Source organism: Micromonospora sp. RL09-050-HVF-A (assembly GCF_019374995.1).
GTDB classification, from domain to species: Bacteria; Actinomycetota; Actinomycetes; order Mycobacteriales; family Micromonosporaceae; genus Micromonospora; species Micromonospora antibiotica.
Genome location: NZ_JAGKQP010000002.1, coordinates 210,651 through 226,668, shown reverse-complemented (window position 1 = coordinate 226,668; position 16,018 = coordinate 210,651). Strand labels below are relative to the sequence as shown.

Annotated in this window: 13 protein-coding genes; 6 read left to right on the top strand and 7 right to left on the bottom strand. The window is 74.5% G+C overall.

Annotated elements, in window-relative coordinates; translation table 11 throughout:
• Positions 1-26 precede the first annotated feature (26 nt).
• From J7462_RS01245 to J7462_RS01235, 3 genes are read left to right on the top strand one after another with little or no spacing between them, the layout of a single operon-like run.
• Entirely contained in the window at positions 27-827 is an 801-nt protein-coding gene (locus tag J7462_RS01245) for an ABC transporter ATP-binding protein (protein ID WP_219460559.1), read from the top strand.
• Entirely contained in the window at positions 824-2,218 is a 1,395-nt protein-coding gene (locus J7462_RS01240; RefSeq protein ID WP_255597538.1) for a hypothetical protein, read from the top strand. Before J7462_RS01245 ends, J7462_RS01240 begins: the two co-directional genes overlap by 4 nt.
• Positions 2,215-2,805 (top strand): hypothetical protein, encoded by a 591-nt coding sequence (locus J7462_RS01235; RefSeq protein ID WP_219460558.1) that lies wholly within the window; start codon positions 2,215-2,217, stop codon positions 2,803-2,805. Before J7462_RS01240 ends, J7462_RS01235 begins: the two co-directional genes overlap by 4 nt.
• A gap of 181 nt (positions 2,806-2,986) precedes the next feature.
• Here the strand turns inward: J7462_RS01235 and J7462_RS01230 are convergent, their stop codons facing one another.
• The gene (locus tag J7462_RS01230) at positions 2,987-3,778 is read right to left on the bottom strand and encodes an SDR family NAD(P)-dependent oxidoreductase (RefSeq protein ID WP_219460555.1); all 792 of its coding nucleotides are present in this window, start codon (positions 3,776-3,778) and stop codon (positions 2,987-2,989) included.
• 135 nt (positions 3,779-3,913) lie between these two features.
• On the opposite strand from J7462_RS01230, the gene J7462_RS01225 reads away from it, so the two are divergent.
• Together J7462_RS01225 and J7462_RS01220 are read left to right on the top strand one after the other, a co-directional pair.
• Positions 3,914-4,783 carry a hypothetical protein gene (locus J7462_RS01225; RefSeq protein ID WP_219460552.1) on the top strand — a complete coding sequence of 290 codons (870 nt, stop codon included), beginning with the start codon at positions 3,914-3,916 and terminating at the stop codon, positions 4,781-4,783.
• 240 nt (positions 4,784-5,023) lie between these two features.
• On the top strand, positions 5,024-8,338 hold the full coding sequence (locus J7462_RS01220; RefSeq protein WP_219460549.1) for a BTAD domain-containing putative transcriptional regulator: 3,315 nt from the start codon (positions 5,024-5,026) through the stop codon (positions 8,336-8,338).
• A 76-nt stretch (positions 8,339-8,414) separates the two neighbouring features.
• On the opposite strand, the gene J7462_RS01215 is transcribed toward J7462_RS01220, so the two are convergent.
• From J7462_RS01215 to J7462_RS01205, 3 genes are all read right to left on the bottom strand, one after another.
• Positions 8,415-9,257: an AfsR/SARP family transcriptional regulator gene (locus J7462_RS01215; RefSeq protein WP_208570499.1), complete on the bottom strand. Its 843-nt coding sequence runs from the start codon at positions 9,255-9,257 to the stop codon at positions 8,415-8,417.
• A gap of 469 nt (positions 9,258-9,726) precedes the next feature.
• A complete protein-coding gene (locus J7462_RS01210) occupies positions 9,727-11,055 on the bottom strand; it encodes an NAD(P)/FAD-dependent oxidoreductase (protein WP_219460545.1) in 1,329 nt (442 codons plus the stop codon).
• Positions 11,055-11,639: a 4'-phosphopantetheinyl transferase superfamily protein gene (locus J7462_RS01205; RefSeq protein ID WP_219460542.1), complete on the bottom strand. Its 585-nt coding sequence runs from the start codon at positions 11,637-11,639 to the stop codon at positions 11,055-11,057. The genes J7462_RS01210 and J7462_RS01205 overlap by 1 nt, the downstream gene beginning before the upstream one ends.
• Positions 11,640-12,039: 400 nt before the next feature.
• On the opposite strand from J7462_RS01205, the gene J7462_RS01200 reads away from it, so the two are divergent.
• On the top strand, positions 12,040-13,059 hold the full coding sequence (locus J7462_RS01200; protein ID WP_219460539.1) for a methyltransferase: 1,020 nt from the start codon (positions 12,040-12,042) through the stop codon (positions 13,057-13,059).
• 39 nt (positions 13,060-13,098) lie between these two features.
• Here J7462_RS01200 and J7462_RS01195 read toward each other — a convergent pair whose 3' ends face one another.
• From J7462_RS01195 to J7462_RS01185, 3 genes are read right to left on the bottom strand one after another with little or no spacing between them, the layout of a single operon-like run.
• On the bottom strand, positions 13,099-14,028 hold the full coding sequence (locus J7462_RS01195; protein ID WP_219460536.1) for an acyl-CoA thioesterase II: 930 nt from the start codon (positions 14,026-14,028) through the stop codon (positions 13,099-13,101).
• Positions 14,025-15,284, bottom strand: a complete 1,260-nt coding sequence (locus tag J7462_RS01190; protein ID WP_219460533.1) for a glycosyltransferase — start codon at positions 15,282-15,284, stop codon at positions 14,025-14,027. The genes J7462_RS01195 and J7462_RS01190 overlap by 4 nt, the downstream gene beginning before the upstream one ends.
• The gene (locus J7462_RS01185) at positions 15,247-15,972 is read right to left on the bottom strand and encodes an SDR family NAD(P)-dependent oxidoreductase (protein WP_308290681.1); all 726 of its coding nucleotides are present in this window, start codon (positions 15,970-15,972) and stop codon (positions 15,247-15,249) included. Before J7462_RS01185 ends, J7462_RS01190 begins: the two co-directional genes overlap by 38 nt.
• Between the last annotated feature and the right edge of the window lie 46 nt (positions 15,973-16,018).

Genomic DNA, 16,018 nt, shown 5'->3' with positions numbered 1-16,018 from the left:
GGCGATCACTGAAGGAGATGACGACGATGCGTGCCGTGAGCGCGGTCGAGACGACCGCCACCACCTATCCCTGGACGATCCACGCGGAGGCCCTACAGGTCCGGGCCGGTCGGCACCTGGCCGTCAACGGCCTCGACCTGGCCCTGGGCACCGGCGTGCACGGGCTGCTCGGCCCCAACGGCGCGGGCAAGACCACGCTGATGCGGGCCCTGGCGACCGTCGTGGCCCCGGCCGGTGGCCGGTTGACGCTGCTCGGGCACCCGGTCAACGGCCGCGCCGAGCTGCGACCGGTGCGCCGCGACCTGGGTTACCTGCCCCAGCATTTCGGTTACTACCCCCGGTTCACGGTGCGCGAGTTCGTCGGCTACCTGGCCTGGCTCAAGGAGATGCCCAGGTCCGCCATCCCGGCGGCGGTGCAGCGGGCCATCGACCGGGTCGGGCTCACCGCCAGGGCCGACGCCCGGCTCAAGACGCTCTCCGGCGGCATGCTGCGTCGGGCCGGCATCGCCCAGGCCATCGTCAACGACCCGCGGCTGCTGCTGCTCGACGAGCCGACCGTCGGCCTCGACCCGGAACAGCGACTCGACTTCCGTGAGCTGCTGCGCGACCTCGGCACCGACAGTTGCGTGCTGGTCTCCACCCACCTGGTCGAGGACGTGGCGGCGGCCTGCACCGACGTCGTGCTGGTGAACGAGGGCCGCCTGGTGTGGCGGGGCACGCCCGAGGTGCTCGCCGCGCAGGGCGACGCGGGCCACGCCGGCGACAGCCCGGCGGAGCGGGGCTACTCCGCGCTGCTGCGTCAGCACCGCGCGGAGGCCGCCCGATGAGCGGGCGGACCGTCCACGCCGCACCGCAGCCCGAAGGAAAGCGGGGGGCCCGGATGAGCATCATGGGCATCGAACTGCGCCGCTCCGCCGCGGTCGGCGCTGCGCTGGTCACGGTGGTGGTCGGGGTCGGCGCGCTGTACGTGGCGACCGGCCGCTGGTCGAGTGGCTGGATGGCCCTGGCCCTGGCCATCCGGGAGTACCTGCTCCTGTTGTGGCCGCTGGCCCTCGCAGCCGGCGCCTGGCAGGGTCGCCGGGAGCACCGGGCGAAGGTCGGCGAACTGTTCGCCACCACCGCCCGGTCCCGCGCCGGGCGGATGCTGCCGGTGCTCGGCACGATGGCCCTCACCCTCGTGACCGCCTATCTCCTGGTGACCGTGGCGGGCATCGCCTGGATCGTCACCACCGCGTCGTACCTGCCCCTGCTGCACTTCGTCGTCGTCACCACGGTCGGTGCGCTGTCCCTGGTCGCTGCGGGGTGGCTCGGACTGGGGATCGGGCGGTTGCTGCCCGCCCTGGTGACCGCACCGGCGCTGGCGGTGGGCGGGGTGCTGCTGGTCTTCTTCGTCACCGTCGGTACGCCGGATCGGGTGGCCGCGGCGATCTCCCCGGCCCACGGCTCGGGCCCGTTCCACGACTACCAGACGATCGACAACCGGGTCAGCGGCGCGCTGGCGATCTCGATGATCACGCTCGCCGCCACCGGCCTGCTGTTGTACGTCGCCGACGGCTGGCGGGTCCGGGCGATGGCGGTGCTGCCGGTGCTGCTCGGGTTCGTGGTGGCCACGACGGTCCTCCCCCACGACCGGGACACGCTCAACTGGCCGGTCGACCCGGTCGCGCAGGAGCTGGTGTGCACCGACGACACCCCGACGGTGTGCGTCAGCCGGGTCCACGCCAAGGTGCTCGACACGGTGACCCCGCTGGCCCGGGAGGGCCTCACGGCGCTGGCGAAAATGCCTGATGCGGCGGCCGTCGTGCACGAGGACACCCGCACGATCACGTTCGACCAGGTCACACCGGTCACCAAGCCGGGTGTCGTCACGATCGAGATCCGAATCGACAAGCGGGGCCGGCTCGCCCACCCGGCCGCCGTGGTCCCCGAGATCGTCGGGCACCTGGGCGTCCCGTACGACGGCAAGTGCCAAGAGGGCGACGAGGTGGTCGAACGGGCGGCGGCCTACTGGCTCCTGGGCCGTGAGCCGCGGTCGTCCGTGGGGGTGGTTCCCGGCATGATCGAGGAGGACCCCGGGATCAACCCCGAGGCGGTCACCCTGTGGCGGGGCCTGCGTGACCTGCCCGAAGCGGAGGCGCTGGCCCGGGTCACTACGGTCCGCGACGCCCTGCGGGCCTGCCAGGATCCCACCGGGATGCTGTCGCGGAGTGCCCGGTGACCTGGACGCTGCTCTACCTACGGTCGCGACACGTGCCGCTGGCGCTGGCCGCCGCAGTCGGCGGGGTGGCGGTGCTCTGGGCGCTGTACCTGGCCTTCGCCAAGGAGCGGGACGTCACCCCGATGATGGTCGTCCTGACCGTCCTGCTGATGGTCACGGCGCTCGCGCCCACCCTCGCCGGCCCGGACGAGAACCTGGAGCGGACCGCGTCGGTGCGCTGGGCCTGGCGGCGCGCGGTGCACCTGCTCGCCGGCCTGCTGATCATCCTGGTGGTCCTGCTCGCCACGCGGCACACCGGAGCCCGGTTCGGGCCGGTCGCGCTGGTGGTCCGCGACGCCACCGGGCTGCTCGGTCTGATGGCGCTGTGCGCCACGGTGGTCGGCGCCGCCCGGTCCTGGTTCCTGCCACTGGGCTGGACCACCATCGCCGCCCTCTACCCACAGCCGGGCACCTGGGGAGCGGTCGCGACGTGGCAGGGCCAACCGCCCGACAGCCGGGCCGCCACGGTGGTGGCGGCGGTGCTCGCCATCGGTGGGCTGGTCACCTATGCGGTCGCCGGCCCGGCCCGCCGGGACCCGGCCGAGTAGTCCGCCGCCGACCGGCACGCCACCCGCACCGTGGGGTGGCGTGCCGGTCGACGGTCGCGCGGGCGGCGCTCCGGCTCGACCAGGCGCGCTGAGCCGCCGACGCACCGGCAACCGACCGGCGTGACGACCGTCGCCGGGCGCTGCCCACCGCCGTGGGCCTCGGCGCACCGGCCGACCGGCGTCAGGCCCCTCCCGCCCGGCCCGGTCCGGGCAACTCGACGCCGGTGAGCTGCGCGCACCGCAGGAGCAGTTCGTCCCCCAGCGGGTCGATCCGCGAGCGCTCCGGTCGCCAGTCCCGCGCGCTGACGTACCGTCCACTGGCCAGGGCCCCGGGGTCGACGTCCACGGCGAGGCGCACCAGTTCCCGCGCGGCGTCGTCCGGGCTCGTCGGTGCGGCGTCGCCGCCCATCCTGGTACGCACCCAGCCGGGATCGACCGCGTTGCTCAGCACACCGGGCCACCGGCGGGCCACCGCGAAGGCGAGCGCCAGGTCCAGCAGCTTCGTCCGGGAGTACGCCTCGACGCCGTGCCAGGGGCGGGTGTCGTACCGCAGGTCGGTCAGGTCGGCCAGCCCGTCGGCGGCCATCGCCGACGACACGAACACCAGCCGCCCGGGCGGCGGTGACAGCGCCGTCAGCAGGTACGGCGCGAGCACGTTGACCTGGAACGTCGACTCCAGTCCGTCCCGGGTCAACTCCCGCGTCGGCGCGTCGAGCCGGGCGATTCCCGCGTTGTGCACGACGGCGTCGAAGCGGCCGAACGCGGCCAACGACCGGGCGAGCGCCGTGGTCTCCTCGATGGAGCGTAGGTCGCCGACCACGATCCCGGCCGCGGCCGGAACCGCCGCCTTGGCCACCACCGCCCGTTCCTCGTTGCGGGCGTGCAGGACGACCCGGTGCCCACGGGCGACGAGTTGCGCCGCGGTGCGCTGGCCGATGCCGTCCACCGAGCCGGTGACGAGAATGCTGCCCATGGTGTTCCTCTCTGCGTGCCGCCGCGCGCCCCGGCGCGACGACCGAGGAAAGCTCCTGACACTTGGCGGCGGCTGAACGCGGCCACCGACCGCCGCGCCAAGTCCGGCACAAGTGGTGCCTGCGTTGCTGTGGGCATGAAGAGACTCCTCGCCATCGGCCTGGCGCTCACCCTCAGCGCCGGTCTGACCGTGGTCGCGAACGGGACCGCGCTCGCCCGCCCCTACTGCGACGTGCCCGACCCGCCGCCGGCCTGTGACGACAGCCCGGCCGAGCCGACACCGCCACCGGTGGGCAGCGACAAGTATCCGATGGGCTGGCTGGAGTCGTGGGAGTACGTCGGCGGGGCGGTCCGGGTCAGCGGGTGGGCCAGTGATCCCAACGGCGGCCCGGTGCAGGTGACGGTGCAGACCGACGTACCACCTGCGGTGACCCGCCCGGCGAACCTGTGGCACGTCGAGCGGGGCGCGTTCGTCGGCTTCTCCTTCACGGTGCCGAGTTCGGCGCTGGCCGGGGTGCACGGATTCTGTGTCACCGCGAACAACGTGCCCGACGGCAGCCAACCGGTGCCCGAAGTCGCCCCGCTGTCCTGCCCGCAGTACCGCGTCACCCCGGCAGCGCCCAGCGCGTTGACGCTGTCCGCCGGGTACCAGGAGGGCAAGCGGACGCTGGACGTCACCTTCACCGACAACTCGGTGCGGGAGGACAACTACCGGATCGACCTGAGCTGGCTTCAGACCACCCCGGACGACACCCCCACCGATCCGGGGCTGCCGACCACCCCGCCGGGTGGACCCGCGCTGCCGACCCCGATACCCACCTGGGGTGCGCCGATCCCCACCACCGAGGTCGGCGTCGCCCGGGCGGTCATCTACGGCACCCCGGACACCGGACGACGTACCTGGCACTTCACCCACATGCCCCAGGCGTTCGTCCACGTCGTGGTGGTCTCGAACGAGGCCGGTCTGACCTCCCCCGCGCTCAGCGGGGGCATCTCCACCCGCTGACCTGCACCGCACCGCGACGGGGTTGGCGTATCCCCTGATGTGTGGCGGCGGCCCGGCGGTGCCGGGCCGCCGCCGACGTCCCGTTCGGACACCGGACCGACCGGACACCCGGCCACGGACCAACGGGACGCCCGGCCACGGACCAGCGGGACACCCGGTCACGGACCGGGCCCGACCGGAGCGGCCACGGGCGTCGGACGCGGGATCCCCCGGCCCCGCGTGCCCGGCTAGGGTCACCGGGTGACGACGATCGGCGTGTTCGGCCCGGTGCGGGCCAGCCGTGGCGGCGTCACGATCAACCTCGGCGCTCCCCGGCAACGCGCGGTGCTGGCCCGACTGACCGCCGGTGGCGGCCACCCGGTCTCGGTCGACCGGCTGATCGAGGATCTCTGGTCGGGGGACCCGCCCCCACGCGCCCAGGCCGCCCTCCAGGTGTACGTGTCGAACCTGCGCCGGGCGCTGGAGCCGGACCGTCCGTCGCGCACCCCCGCCCGGACCCTGCTCACCGCCGCCCCGGGGTACGCCCTGCGACTGCCGACCCCGGACGTGGACGCCTGGCGGTTCGAGGCGGCACTGCGGGCCACCACGCCCGAGCCGGGGCAGCGACCCGCGGTGGCGATCGCCGGGCTGGACGAGGCCCTGGCCTGCTGGCACGGCGGCAGCCCGTACGCCGAGTTCGTCGGGGAGCCGTGGGCGGACCGGGAGCACGACCGGCTGACCCAGCTGAGGCTGTCCGCCGTCGAGCAGCGGGCGGAACTCCTGCTCGTCCTGCACCGGCCGGGCGAGGTCGTCCGTGACCTCGACCCGCACGTGCGCGACCACCCCCTGCGGGAGCGGGCCGCCGTGCTGCTCGCGGTCGCGCTGTACCGCCTCGGCCGGCAGGCCGACGCGCTCGACGTGCTCCGTACCGTGCGGGCCACGCTGGCCACGCAGTTGGGCATCGACCCCGGCCGTGAGTTGCGGAGCCTGGAGACGGACCTGCTGCGCCAGAGCCCACGCCTGGACAGCGCCGCTCCCGCGCCGCCCGGGGCGACCGTCAGGCTCCTGCCCGCCCCCATCGTCGGGGCACCCGAGACGCGCCCGGTGGGCCGGGCGGCGGAACTGGCCCGGCTCCGGGCCGCCGCCGCCCGGGCCGCCGTGACCGGCCTGGGCATCTGCTGGATCGGCGCCGAGGCGGGGGCGGGGAAGTCGACGTTGGCACGACAACTCGCCGACATCCTCACCGCTGACGGCTGGCAGCCGGTCGTCGGGCACTGCCCGCAGGTGGAGGGCGCACCGCCGGCGTGGGCCTGGCGCGACGTGGTCACCGCCGCCGGACGGCTCCTCCCCCTCGACGAGGCGGAGGCATCGGGCCTGCGCCTGCTGCTCGACCCCGAACCCACCGGCCGGGCCCGTGGCGAGTACGACGAGTTCCACCTGCGCGGGGCGCTGGCCGCCTACCTGGCCCGACTGACCGCGCAGGCCCCCGTGCTCCTCACGGTCGAGGATGTGCACCGCGCCGACGGGGAGACCCTGCGCATCCTTCGGCACCTCGTCGCCGCCCTCACCGCCGCGCCAATGCTCATCGTGGCGACGTACCGGCCGGACGAGGTCACCGACGACCTGGTGGGGGCACGGGCGGCGCTGGCCGCGGTGCCGGCGGTCGATCTCGCGCTGCACGGCCTGGACGGGGAAGCCGTCGCCGAGCTGCTGCGCCGGCACGGGGTGGACAGCACCGATCCCGAGCTTACGCACACGGTCGGACAACGGTCGGCGGGCAATCCCCTGTTCACCATCGAGCTGGCCAAACTGGTCGCGGCCGAAGGACCGGCAGCGGCGCTCGACGGCGTGCCCGCCGGCCTCGGCCACGTGCTGGCCCGCCGACTGGCGCGACTGCCTGCCGACGCGCGGACGGTGCTGCGACACGCTGCGGTGTTCGGTGCCGAAGCCGACGTCGACACCCTGCTCGCACTCGACGGCGGCCCGGAGGAGCCGGTCCTCGACGGCCTGGAGGCCGGAGTGACCGCGGGGCTGCTCGTCGAACCCGCGCCGGGTCGGGTGCGGTTCGCCCACGCCCTGATGCGCGACGCGCTCTACCACAGCGTGCCGCTGCTGCGCCGCACCCGGATCCACGCCCGCATCCTCACCGTGCTGCGGGAACAGGGCAGCGACGACGCGGCGGCGCTGGGGCGGCATGCGCTCGCGGCCCTCACCCGGTCCACCGCCGTCGACGCCATCGGTCATCTCGCCACCGCCGCCCGTCGCGCCGGCGACCTCGGCGCACCGAGGGAGGCCGCCGCGCTCTGGGCCGGTGCGCTGCGCGCCGTCGGCCTGGCCCCGGCCACCGACGCCCGGACCCGGCTCGACCTGCACCGCGAGCTGGCCGCTGCCAGCGCGCTCGCCGGGGACGTGGTCGGCGCCCGCGCCGCCCGCGCCGAGGCGGTACGACTGGCCACCGGCGTCGGCGACCCGGCAGCCGTCCATGCCGCGCTGACCTGCATCGACGCCCCGGTCACCTGGACCATCCGGCCCGACCGCCTGGTCGACGCGCCGCTGGTCGGCCTGCTGGAGCAGGAGTTGACCCGGGTCGGTCGGGACCGTCCGGTGCTGCGCTCGCGCCTGTTGAGCACCCTCGCGTTCGAGATCGAGGGCGCCGACCTGGGCCGTGCCGACGAGGTCACCCGGGAGTCCCTCGCGTTGGCCCGCCGGCAGGACGACCCGGCGGTGCTCTGCCGCGCGCTCAATGCGCGCTACTTCGTCACCGTCGCCCCCGCGTACCGCGCCGAACTGCCCGGGGTCGGCCGGGAACTGCTGGCGACGGCCGAAGCGGCAGGGCTGACCGCGTACCGCTGCCAGGCCCACCACATCCTCTACCAGGCGGCGCTCGCCGACACCGACTTCGACCGGGCCCACCACCACGTCGACCGGGCGGTCGAGGAGGCCACCACCGGGCAGCTCGGCCTGATCCTCGCCGTCATGGGCTGGTTCACCGGCCTGCGCGCCCTGTTCCGGGGCGACCTCGACGAGGCGACACGCCGGTACGCGGAGATCAGTGACCGGATGGGCCGCGTCGGTGGCCCGAACGCGGCGGCGATGGGACTGATGGGCCGGTTCACCGTGCTGACCGCCGTCGGGCGTGGGCACGAGGTGATCGAGGAGCTCCGGCAGGTGCACGCGCGGGTGCCGGACGACGCCCACGACGTGCTGGCCCACGCCCTGCTGTCGGCCGGTGACCACGACGCGGCCCGGGCGGTGTGGCGGCCGGACGCGCCGATCCGCCCGGACTACCTGTGGCTGTACTGGATGACGGTGCGTGGCCAGGTCGCGGCCCGCCTCGGCGACGCGCCCGCCGCCCGGCGCTGCTACCGGGAGTTGACGCCGTGGGCGGGGCGCTTCGCCGGGCTGGAGTGCGGCTCGATCTCACTCGGACCGGTGGACCAGACCCTCGCCGAACTGGCCGCCGTGCTCGGTGACCCGGCCGCCGCCGCGCACCGGGCCGCCGGGCTCGACCTGGCCCGGGCCGTCGGCGCGGTGCCGTGGTGCGACGAGTCGGCGTACGTGCCGGTGCCGGCCTGAGCGGTCCACCAGGCCCGCTCCTCCTCGACCGGCCGTTGGCTCCCCGCGTCGCACGAGGGCGGTGCCTGCGCGACGGCTACCGCACGCGGGGACGCTGCAGGACGAGGTGGTCGAGCAGCTGGGTCAGCCCGTCGTCGCGGGGTGCCACCTCCAGCGCCGGATCGTCCGCGAGGACCGCCTGCTGGAGCAGGTGCAGCCGCTTGGACGGCTCCAGCCCCAACTCCTCAACCATCGCCGTACGCAGCCGGTGGAAGACCGCCAGGGCCTCCCGCCGCTGGCCGCTGCGGTGCAGCGCGACCATCAGCTGCGCGCACAGGTTCTCGTTCAGCCCGTGTTCGGCGATCAGCAGGGTGAGCTCAGCCAGCACGTCCTGGTGGTGGCCGAGCCGCATCCGCGCCTCGATGCACTGCTCGAGGGTGTTGAGCCGGACCTGTTCCAGCGCCTTGAGCCGGGGCTCGGCCACGGTGCCGGCCCGCACGTCGGCCAGGGCCGGACCACGCCAGAGCGCACAGGCGCGCACCAGCAGCGCCGCCGCGTCGACGTTCTCGCCGGCTGCCAGGGCCCGCCGGCCGGCCGAGGCGAGCTGTTCGAACAGGCGCAGGTCGAACTCGTCGGCACCGACCCGCAGGACGTAGCCGCCGGGCACGGTGACCAGCACCCGCTTGGCCACCTCGGAGACCGGCACGCCGAGCAGGCCGGCGAAGCACTTGCGGATCTGCAGGACGTACGTCTGGAGCGTCGTCAGCGCGCTTACCGGCGGGGACCCGCCCCACAGCTCCTGGATCAACGCGGAGACCTGCACGGTCTGGTCGGCGTTGAGGAGCAACAGGCCCAGCACGCTGCGGGGCTTCGGGGCGGTCGGTGTGGTGACCGCCCCGGCGTGGGCGAGCACGAGCGGTCCCAGGATCTGGATTTCCATGGCCCCTCCCCCGAGAGCGGTCCGCCCTCTTCTCGACGTGCCGTTGCGGGGATCCGCATGAAAGCGACAGCCTTACCCATCACCATAGATAAGCGTCAGTTCCAAGCAGAATTCACGTCTTTTCGTTCCGTGATCGTGCGCGGTTCGACTGAGAGGCTAGCCGGTTTTGGGGCGACCGTCGCAGATTGCTCAAGCCATCTTCGAGGAGCGATGGAAAGCCCGAGGTCAGACCGCCGGGAGGGGCCGAGAAGGCCGGCCCGGCGGGCCCACCGGCCAGGCCCCGGGCGGGTCGTCACCCGGGCTTTGGCCCGCGACGGCACATCGGTTCGGCGGCACCCCGCACCGCCGCCCGACAACACCACACCGAGCGGCAGAAAGCCCTTTTGTCCACACATCAACACCATTGACAGTCTTCACTCATAAGGGGTTGGTCGTGCGGAAGGTCCGACTGCCGCGCCTGCGGCGGGGGTCAGGCCCGGTGCCGGCGCAACACGGCGGCACCGACCCGCCAGAGGATGTCCGGACGACGCAGCCGCGCGGGCCCGGTCGTCAGGTTGACGACCTCCAGAAAGGCCCGGTGCACCACCTCGTCGGTCACGGTCGCGTGCTGGACCGCCTCGGCCAGGCCCCGGCGCAGCCGCCACCCGAACGGCCGGGCGGCGGTCACGTGCGGCAGGTAACGGTCCTGCGCGGCGGAGAAGTCCCAGGCGTCGTCCACCACCGCCCGCACCCGCCGGAAGTACGCGTACGCCGGCCCGTCCACCGCGCCGGGCTCGGCCAGCCACTCGTCCAGCGCGACCGCCTGGCTGGCCGCCACCGAGATGCCCTGACCGTAGGTCGGGTTGAACGAGGCGACCGCGTCGCCGATCGCCACCAGGCCCGACGGGAACCGGTCCAGCCGGTCGAACTCACGGCGGACGCTGTCCGGGAAGCGGTGCACGTACACCTCACTGGCCGGCTCGCACGCGTCCGGCAGCAGCCGCAGCGGGGTGGCCGGGTTCGACCGGCAGCGGGCCAGGAACTCGCCCAGGTCACGGCCCGGTCGCCGGTCGCCGTAACCACTGACCAGCGTCAGCCAGCGATCGCCCTCGACGGGGGTCATCGAGCTGGGACCGTTGCGCGCCCGGCTCGGCGTGTGGACCGAGTAGACCGCCACGTGGCCGGCCAGCCGTTGGCCCGGCTCCCGGTGGAACAGGCAGGTGGCGTAGCCGAGGTCCAGGGCCATCCGACGCTTGGCCGGGGCGGGATAACCGAGCCGACCCAGCCAGTCGGCCAGCCGGCTGGACCGGCCGGTGGCGTCCACCACCAGCTGCGCGCCGTGCCGCTGGGCGTCGGTGCCGCCGGTCGGGCGGACCAACGCGCCGTCCACCCGGCCGGCGGTCGCGGTCAACCCGACGGCGGTGCCCCCGACCAGGGTCACGTTCGGCAGCGCCAGGACCCGCCGGCGGATGTGCCACTCCAGGAACGGACGGGACACGCTGACCACGCTGCCGCCGCGCACCGGGACCTTCGCCCGGCCGTCGAGGAACCACTGCGCGCCGCCGGGACCACTGCCGACCAGTTGGCCACCCTCGCGCACCAGCTGCCGGACGAAGCCGGGCAGCAGCCGGTCGATGACGGTCCGGCCCCGGCCGAGCAGGGTGTGCGCCTGGCTGCCGTGCGGCGCACCCCGGCGGATCACCGGCGCGTCCACCAACACGTCGGGTTCCACGATCCACACCTGGTCGGCGTGGTCGGCCAGGACCCGGGCGGCGATCATGCCGGCGACGCTGCCACCGAGGACGAGAGCGGTCCGCATCAGCGGCCGGGGACCGGCCGTGGGTGCCCGGGGCACGCCGGCGCGCTGGCGAGCGCCAACACGTGGCCGGACAACTCCCGGTGGGTCACCAGGACCCCGGGATCGTCGACGGCGGGCCGCCAGGCAGGTGGTGCCGGTGGGGCGGTACGCCGGCGCAGCAGCCGGCCACCGCGCAACCCGGTGCCGTACACCTTGGCCACCGCCTCCTTGCCGGTCCACAGGGCCAGGAAGTCGACGCCGAGGCGGTCCGCCGGTCGGCCGCGCAGCCAGTCGGTGTCCTCGGGGGCGAACCACCGTCGACTCAGACCGAGCGCGGGCAGCGGACGCACCTCCTCGACGTCGACGCCGACCGGTCCGATCCGGGACACCGCCACCGCGACCAGGCCACGGGTGTGACTGAGGCTGGCGTGCCAGCCCGTGGCGACGCCGCACAGCACCGGCGCACCCGCCGCCGAACGCTCCACCGCGATCGCGGCCGGCGGGGCACCGGCCATCGCCGCGACCGTCTCGACGAGCAGCGCACGGGCGGCCGGCCGGCCGTCGCCCGCCGTGCGGCGCAGCCGTACCACCAGGTCCGGCGTCACCACGGCACGCCGTGCCGGCCGGGGACGGCCCCGGGCACCCGCCGGGCCCTGCGCCGCCCGCGACGACCCCGGGCGGGGCGCGGCCCGGTCCGGGCGGCTCCGACGGCACCCATTCAATCCCCCACCGCCCGCATTTCCGATAATTGTCAGCACGCCCTGGTTAATGCGAGGATGACCCGGGTCGAATTGACGATACCGAGGCGTGGGCGGGCCCGGGCCGCACTTCTCTCGACATTCACTAGAGGTTCGGTGGAGAACGATTATGCCGCGGCAGCGACAGGGCACGGAAGGGCATTGCCCCCGGCGACGGGGCCGGCCGCACCGCCGTGGGGACGGCCGTCGGGGTGGGCCCGGTCGGGTCGCCCGGCCCCGGTGCGGGCCGTGGCGCGGGGAGCCGTCCGTGGCGCGTGACGACGAGTACTTCCGCAAGCGGCTGCTGAACGTCCTCTGTGCCACCTGGACGGCGCAGGCATGCTCGGTCTTCGCCCTGCTCGGCCTGGCCGACCGGATCGCCACGGGCACCACCGGCGGCGCCGCGTTGGCTGCCGCCGCCGGGCTGGACCCGGTCGCGCTGCGCCGGTTGCTCGCCGCGCTCGCCGACGCCGGCGTCCTGCGCCAGACGGGTCCCGACGACTTCGTCCTGTCCGGCATGGGGGAATACCTGCGCACCGACGTCCCCGGTTCGGTCCGCGACACGGCCGTCCTGTACGGCCAGGAGGTCTTCGCCTCGTTCGGCGGCCTGCTCGACACCGTCCGCACCGGCCGGCCGGCCTTCACCGACCGCTTCGGTGAGCCCTTCTACCAGTACCTGGGCGGGCATCCGGAGCTGGCCGCGACGTTCAACGGGGCGATGGCCACCGCCCCGGAACCGCCGCCGCCCCCCGCCCGGCTGTTCGACGACGCCCGTACGGTGGTGGACCTCGGCGGCGGCGACGGCGGCCTGCTCGCCGACCTCCTGCGGGCCCGCCCCGAGCTGCGCGGAGTCCTCGTCGAGCTGCCCGAGGCCGCGGCCCGGGGACGTGCCCGGCTCGCCGCCGCCGGGGTCCTGGACCGGGTCGAGATCGTCGTCGGCAGCTTCTTCGACCGGGTGCCCACCCACGGCGACCGGTACGTGCTGCGGCGGGTCCTGCACAACTGGAACGACGGCAACGTCGCCCGGGTGCTGGCCCGGGTGCGCGCGGCGATGCCGACCGGGGCGCGGCTGCTGGTGCTAGAGGAGCTGCTGCCGGCACAGCCGCAGCAGACCGGAGCCGGCGCGGGCACCTGGGGGGCGCCCCGCAACCGGATCGTGGATCTGCTGATGCTGGTCCTGATGGAGGGCCGGGACCGCACCGCGGCGGAGTACGGCCAGCTCCTCGCCGACGCCGGCTTCGCCGTCACGGGCGTCACCGACGGCGCGATCGAGGCGGTACCGGTCTGAGGGCGGCGGCGGGCCGTCCCGGGTCCGTCGTTCCCCGGCTCAGCGGGCGGGCCGGGTCAGCAGCAGGCCCTCCTGGGCCACCGTGGCCACCAGGTCGCCGTCGCGGGCGTACAGGCGGCCGGTCGCCAGGCCACGACCGGTGGCCGCCCACGGGCTGTCGCAGTCGTACAGCAGCCACTCGTCGGCCCGGCAGGGCCGGTGGAACCACACCGTGTGGTCGATGCTGACGCCGAGGTCACCCGGACCCCACTCGGTCGCGTGCCCGGCCACCATCGCGCTGAGCAGCAGGGGCAGATCCGAGATGAGCACCAGCGCGCCGGCGTGCAGCGGCCCGTCGTCGGGCAGCCTCCCGGCCACCCGCACCCAGGCCCGGCGGTGCGCCTCACCCGCCCGCTCCCCGTCGGTCGGCCCGCCGGGCGGCGGGCCGAGGTACCTGACGTCGAACGCGAAGAGCATGTCCTGCACCGCGGCCAACCGGCCGGGGGCGTCGGCGAGCAGCCGGGCCAGGGTCGGCACCTCGTCCGGTGGCGGGACCTCGGGCGCCGGCCGCCCGTGCGCCGGCCCGGTGCCGGGATCGTGGAACGAGGCGGTCAGGAAGAAGATCGGGGTGTCACGCTGGAGGGCGACCACCCGTCGGGCGGACATGGACGGGCCGTCGCGCAGGGCCTCGACCAGGTAGGTGACGGGCCTGCGGCTGTCGCCCGGCCGGGTGAAGTAGGCGTGCAGCGAGTGCACCGGTCGACCGGACCGCACGGTGTGCGCGGCGGCGGTCAGCGCCTGCGCGGCGATGAGCCCCCCGTACCGGCGGGTGGTGCCCCGCGTCGTGCCGCGACCGGAGAACACCCCCGCGACGGGCACCAGCCGGTCCGTGGTGACCGTGGCGGGGTCGACGGTCACCAGGTCGAGCAGCCCGACCACCTCCTCGACGACCGCCCGGGCCCGGTCGGGGGCGGCTGCTCCGCCGCTCATCCGGCGAGGTACTTGTCGACCTCGTCGGCGGCGACGAGCGTGCCGTGGGGTTCCGCGCGCATCTGCTCGCCGAGCTGTACCGCGCGCCGCCGCAACGCAGCGGTGGTCAGGTGGGACATGCCGGAGCGCAACACGTCCTCGGACAGGTCGGTGAACCGCACGTGCACACCGACGCCGAGCCGTTCCAGCTGGCGGCCCCAGAACGGCTGGTCGGCGTAGGAGGAGCAGACCATGGTGGGGATGCCGGCACGCACCCCGGCGGCGGTGATGCTGGCGCTGCCGTGGTGCACCACCAAGGCACAGTGCGACAGCACCAGGTCGTAGTCCACGTAGGGCACCACCCGCAGCTGCGGTGACGTGGACGGCGCGACCCCGGCCAGGCCCCAGCCGGTGGCCACCAGGGCACGCACCCCCAGCGACCGGCAGACCCGCTCGATGCCCGCCATCATCGCGGCCGGATCCGCCACGTGCGTGCTGCCGAACGTCAACAGTGCCGGTGGTTCGCCCGCCGAGAGCCACCGCGCCAGCTCCGGATCGAGGGTGGACATCCCGGCGCGGTGCAGGTCGTCCGGGGTCAGCCGGAGGTCACCGACGATCGGACGGTAGGCGTCCCAGGTCAGGCCCGGCACCAGGGTGGGGCTGTAGCCCTGCAATTCCAGCGGCCGCCGCAGCTGCTTCGGGTGCGGCGGCATCGGAGGCAGCCCGAGCTGGCGACGGAAATCGAACATCAGGTCCCGCCGGTACCGCCAGGCCCGCCGGGTGTAGTGCAGGTAGGTCGCCCGGTTCGCCTCGGGGGTCGGCAGCGGGTCGACGGACACCAGCGGATGCGGCACCACGTCGTTCGGCCGCGACGGCGTGAGGTCGTACGCGATCAGCGGGACGTCGTGCGCCTCGGCCAACGTCGCGGCCCACTGCTCGCTGACCACGGCACAGACGATGGCCTCACAGCCGGCGGTGAGCTGAATCGCCTCGTCGCCGAACCGCCGACCGTAGTCCCGGTACGCCTCGATCGTGATCTGGAGGAAGGAGTCGAGGGTGCTCTTGGTGACCCACTCCCGGCCCCGCTCGGTCTGCATCATCGACTGCTGGTTCCACCCGACCGGCACCACGTCGAGCCCCAGCTGCCGGGGCAGGTCGACCAGGTTCATCGACGCCCCGACGAGTACCTCGTGGCCGTGGCGGGCCAGCTCCGCGGCGAGTGCCGTCAGCGGATAGACGTCACCGCGACTGCCGAGCGCCAGGACGGTGATGCGCATCGTCGTTCCCCTCCGGTCCTCGGTGCGGCGTCGACGGCGTCGACCCGTCGCCTGCGGTCAGGTCGGTGGAGAACGCGATCTCCCGCTGCTCCTCCAGGTCCGCCAGCCGGGCGGTCAGTCCGCGCCGGATCGCGGCGTACGCGTCGCTGCCGAGCGCGAGCCGCAGCGGGACGGTCGGCCCGGTGGCGACGTCGACCACGGCGGCGGCCATCCTGGCCAGGTCGCCGCGGCACGACAGGCGACCGTCCTGCGCCCGGCGACGCAGGATCGCCGCCGGGGTGCCCGCGTAGGCGGGCGACTCGGCGGTCAGCTCCTTGCTCCGCCCGAAGAATCCGGTGCTCACGGTGCCGGGCTCGACGATCGTCACGCCGATGCCGAAGCCCTTCACCTCGGCGGCCAGTGACTCGAAGAACCCCTCCACGCCCCACTTGGTGGCGCAGTAGACGGCCGTGCCGGGCGACCCTCGTTGCCCGGCCATGCTCGAGATCTGGATGATCCGCCCGCCGCCCTGCGCCCGCAGGTGCGGCAGCACCGCCTGGGCCAGGTGGATGGGGCCGGTCAGGTTGGTCCGGAGCTGCCTGTCGACCTGCTCGCCGCTGGCCTCCTCGGCCGCGCCGACCAGCGCGTATCCGGCGTTGCTGATCACCACGTCGATCCGGCCGAGCGCCCGGGCGGCGTCGTCGACCACCTGCCGGATCTGCTCCGGATCGGTGACGTCCAGTCGGGCCGTCCAC

Coding starts and splice junctions, on each gene's coding strand:
- J7462_RS01190 (WP_219460533.1), bottom strand. CDS start 15,284: ATGCGCATCACCGTCCTGGCGCTCGGCAGTCGCGGTGACGTCTATCCG.
- J7462_RS01215 (WP_208570499.1), bottom strand. CDS start 9,257: ATGGAAATCCAGATCCTGGGACCGCTCGTGCTCGCCCACGCCGGGGCG.
- J7462_RS01240 (WP_255597538.1), top strand. CDS start 824: ATGAGCGGGCGGACCGTCCACGCCGCACCGCAGCCCGAAGGAAAGCGG.
- J7462_RS01225 (WP_219460552.1), top strand. CDS start 3,914: ATGAAGAGACTCCTCGCCATCGGCCTGGCGCTCACCCTCAGCGCCGGT.
- J7462_RS01245 (WP_219460559.1), top strand. CDS start 27: ATGCGTGCCGTGAGCGCGGTCGAGACGACCGCCACCACCTATCCCTGG.
- J7462_RS01210 (WP_219460545.1), bottom strand. CDS start 11,055: ATGCGGACCGCTCTCGTCCTCGGTGGCAGCGTCGCCGGCATGATCGCC.
- J7462_RS01195 (WP_219460536.1), bottom strand. CDS start 14,028: ATGAGCGGCGGAGCAGCCGCCCCCGACCGGGCCCGGGCGGTCGTCGAG.
- J7462_RS01230 (WP_219460555.1), bottom strand. CDS start 3,778: ATGGGCAGCATTCTCGTCACCGGCTCGGTGGACGGCATCGGCCAGCGC.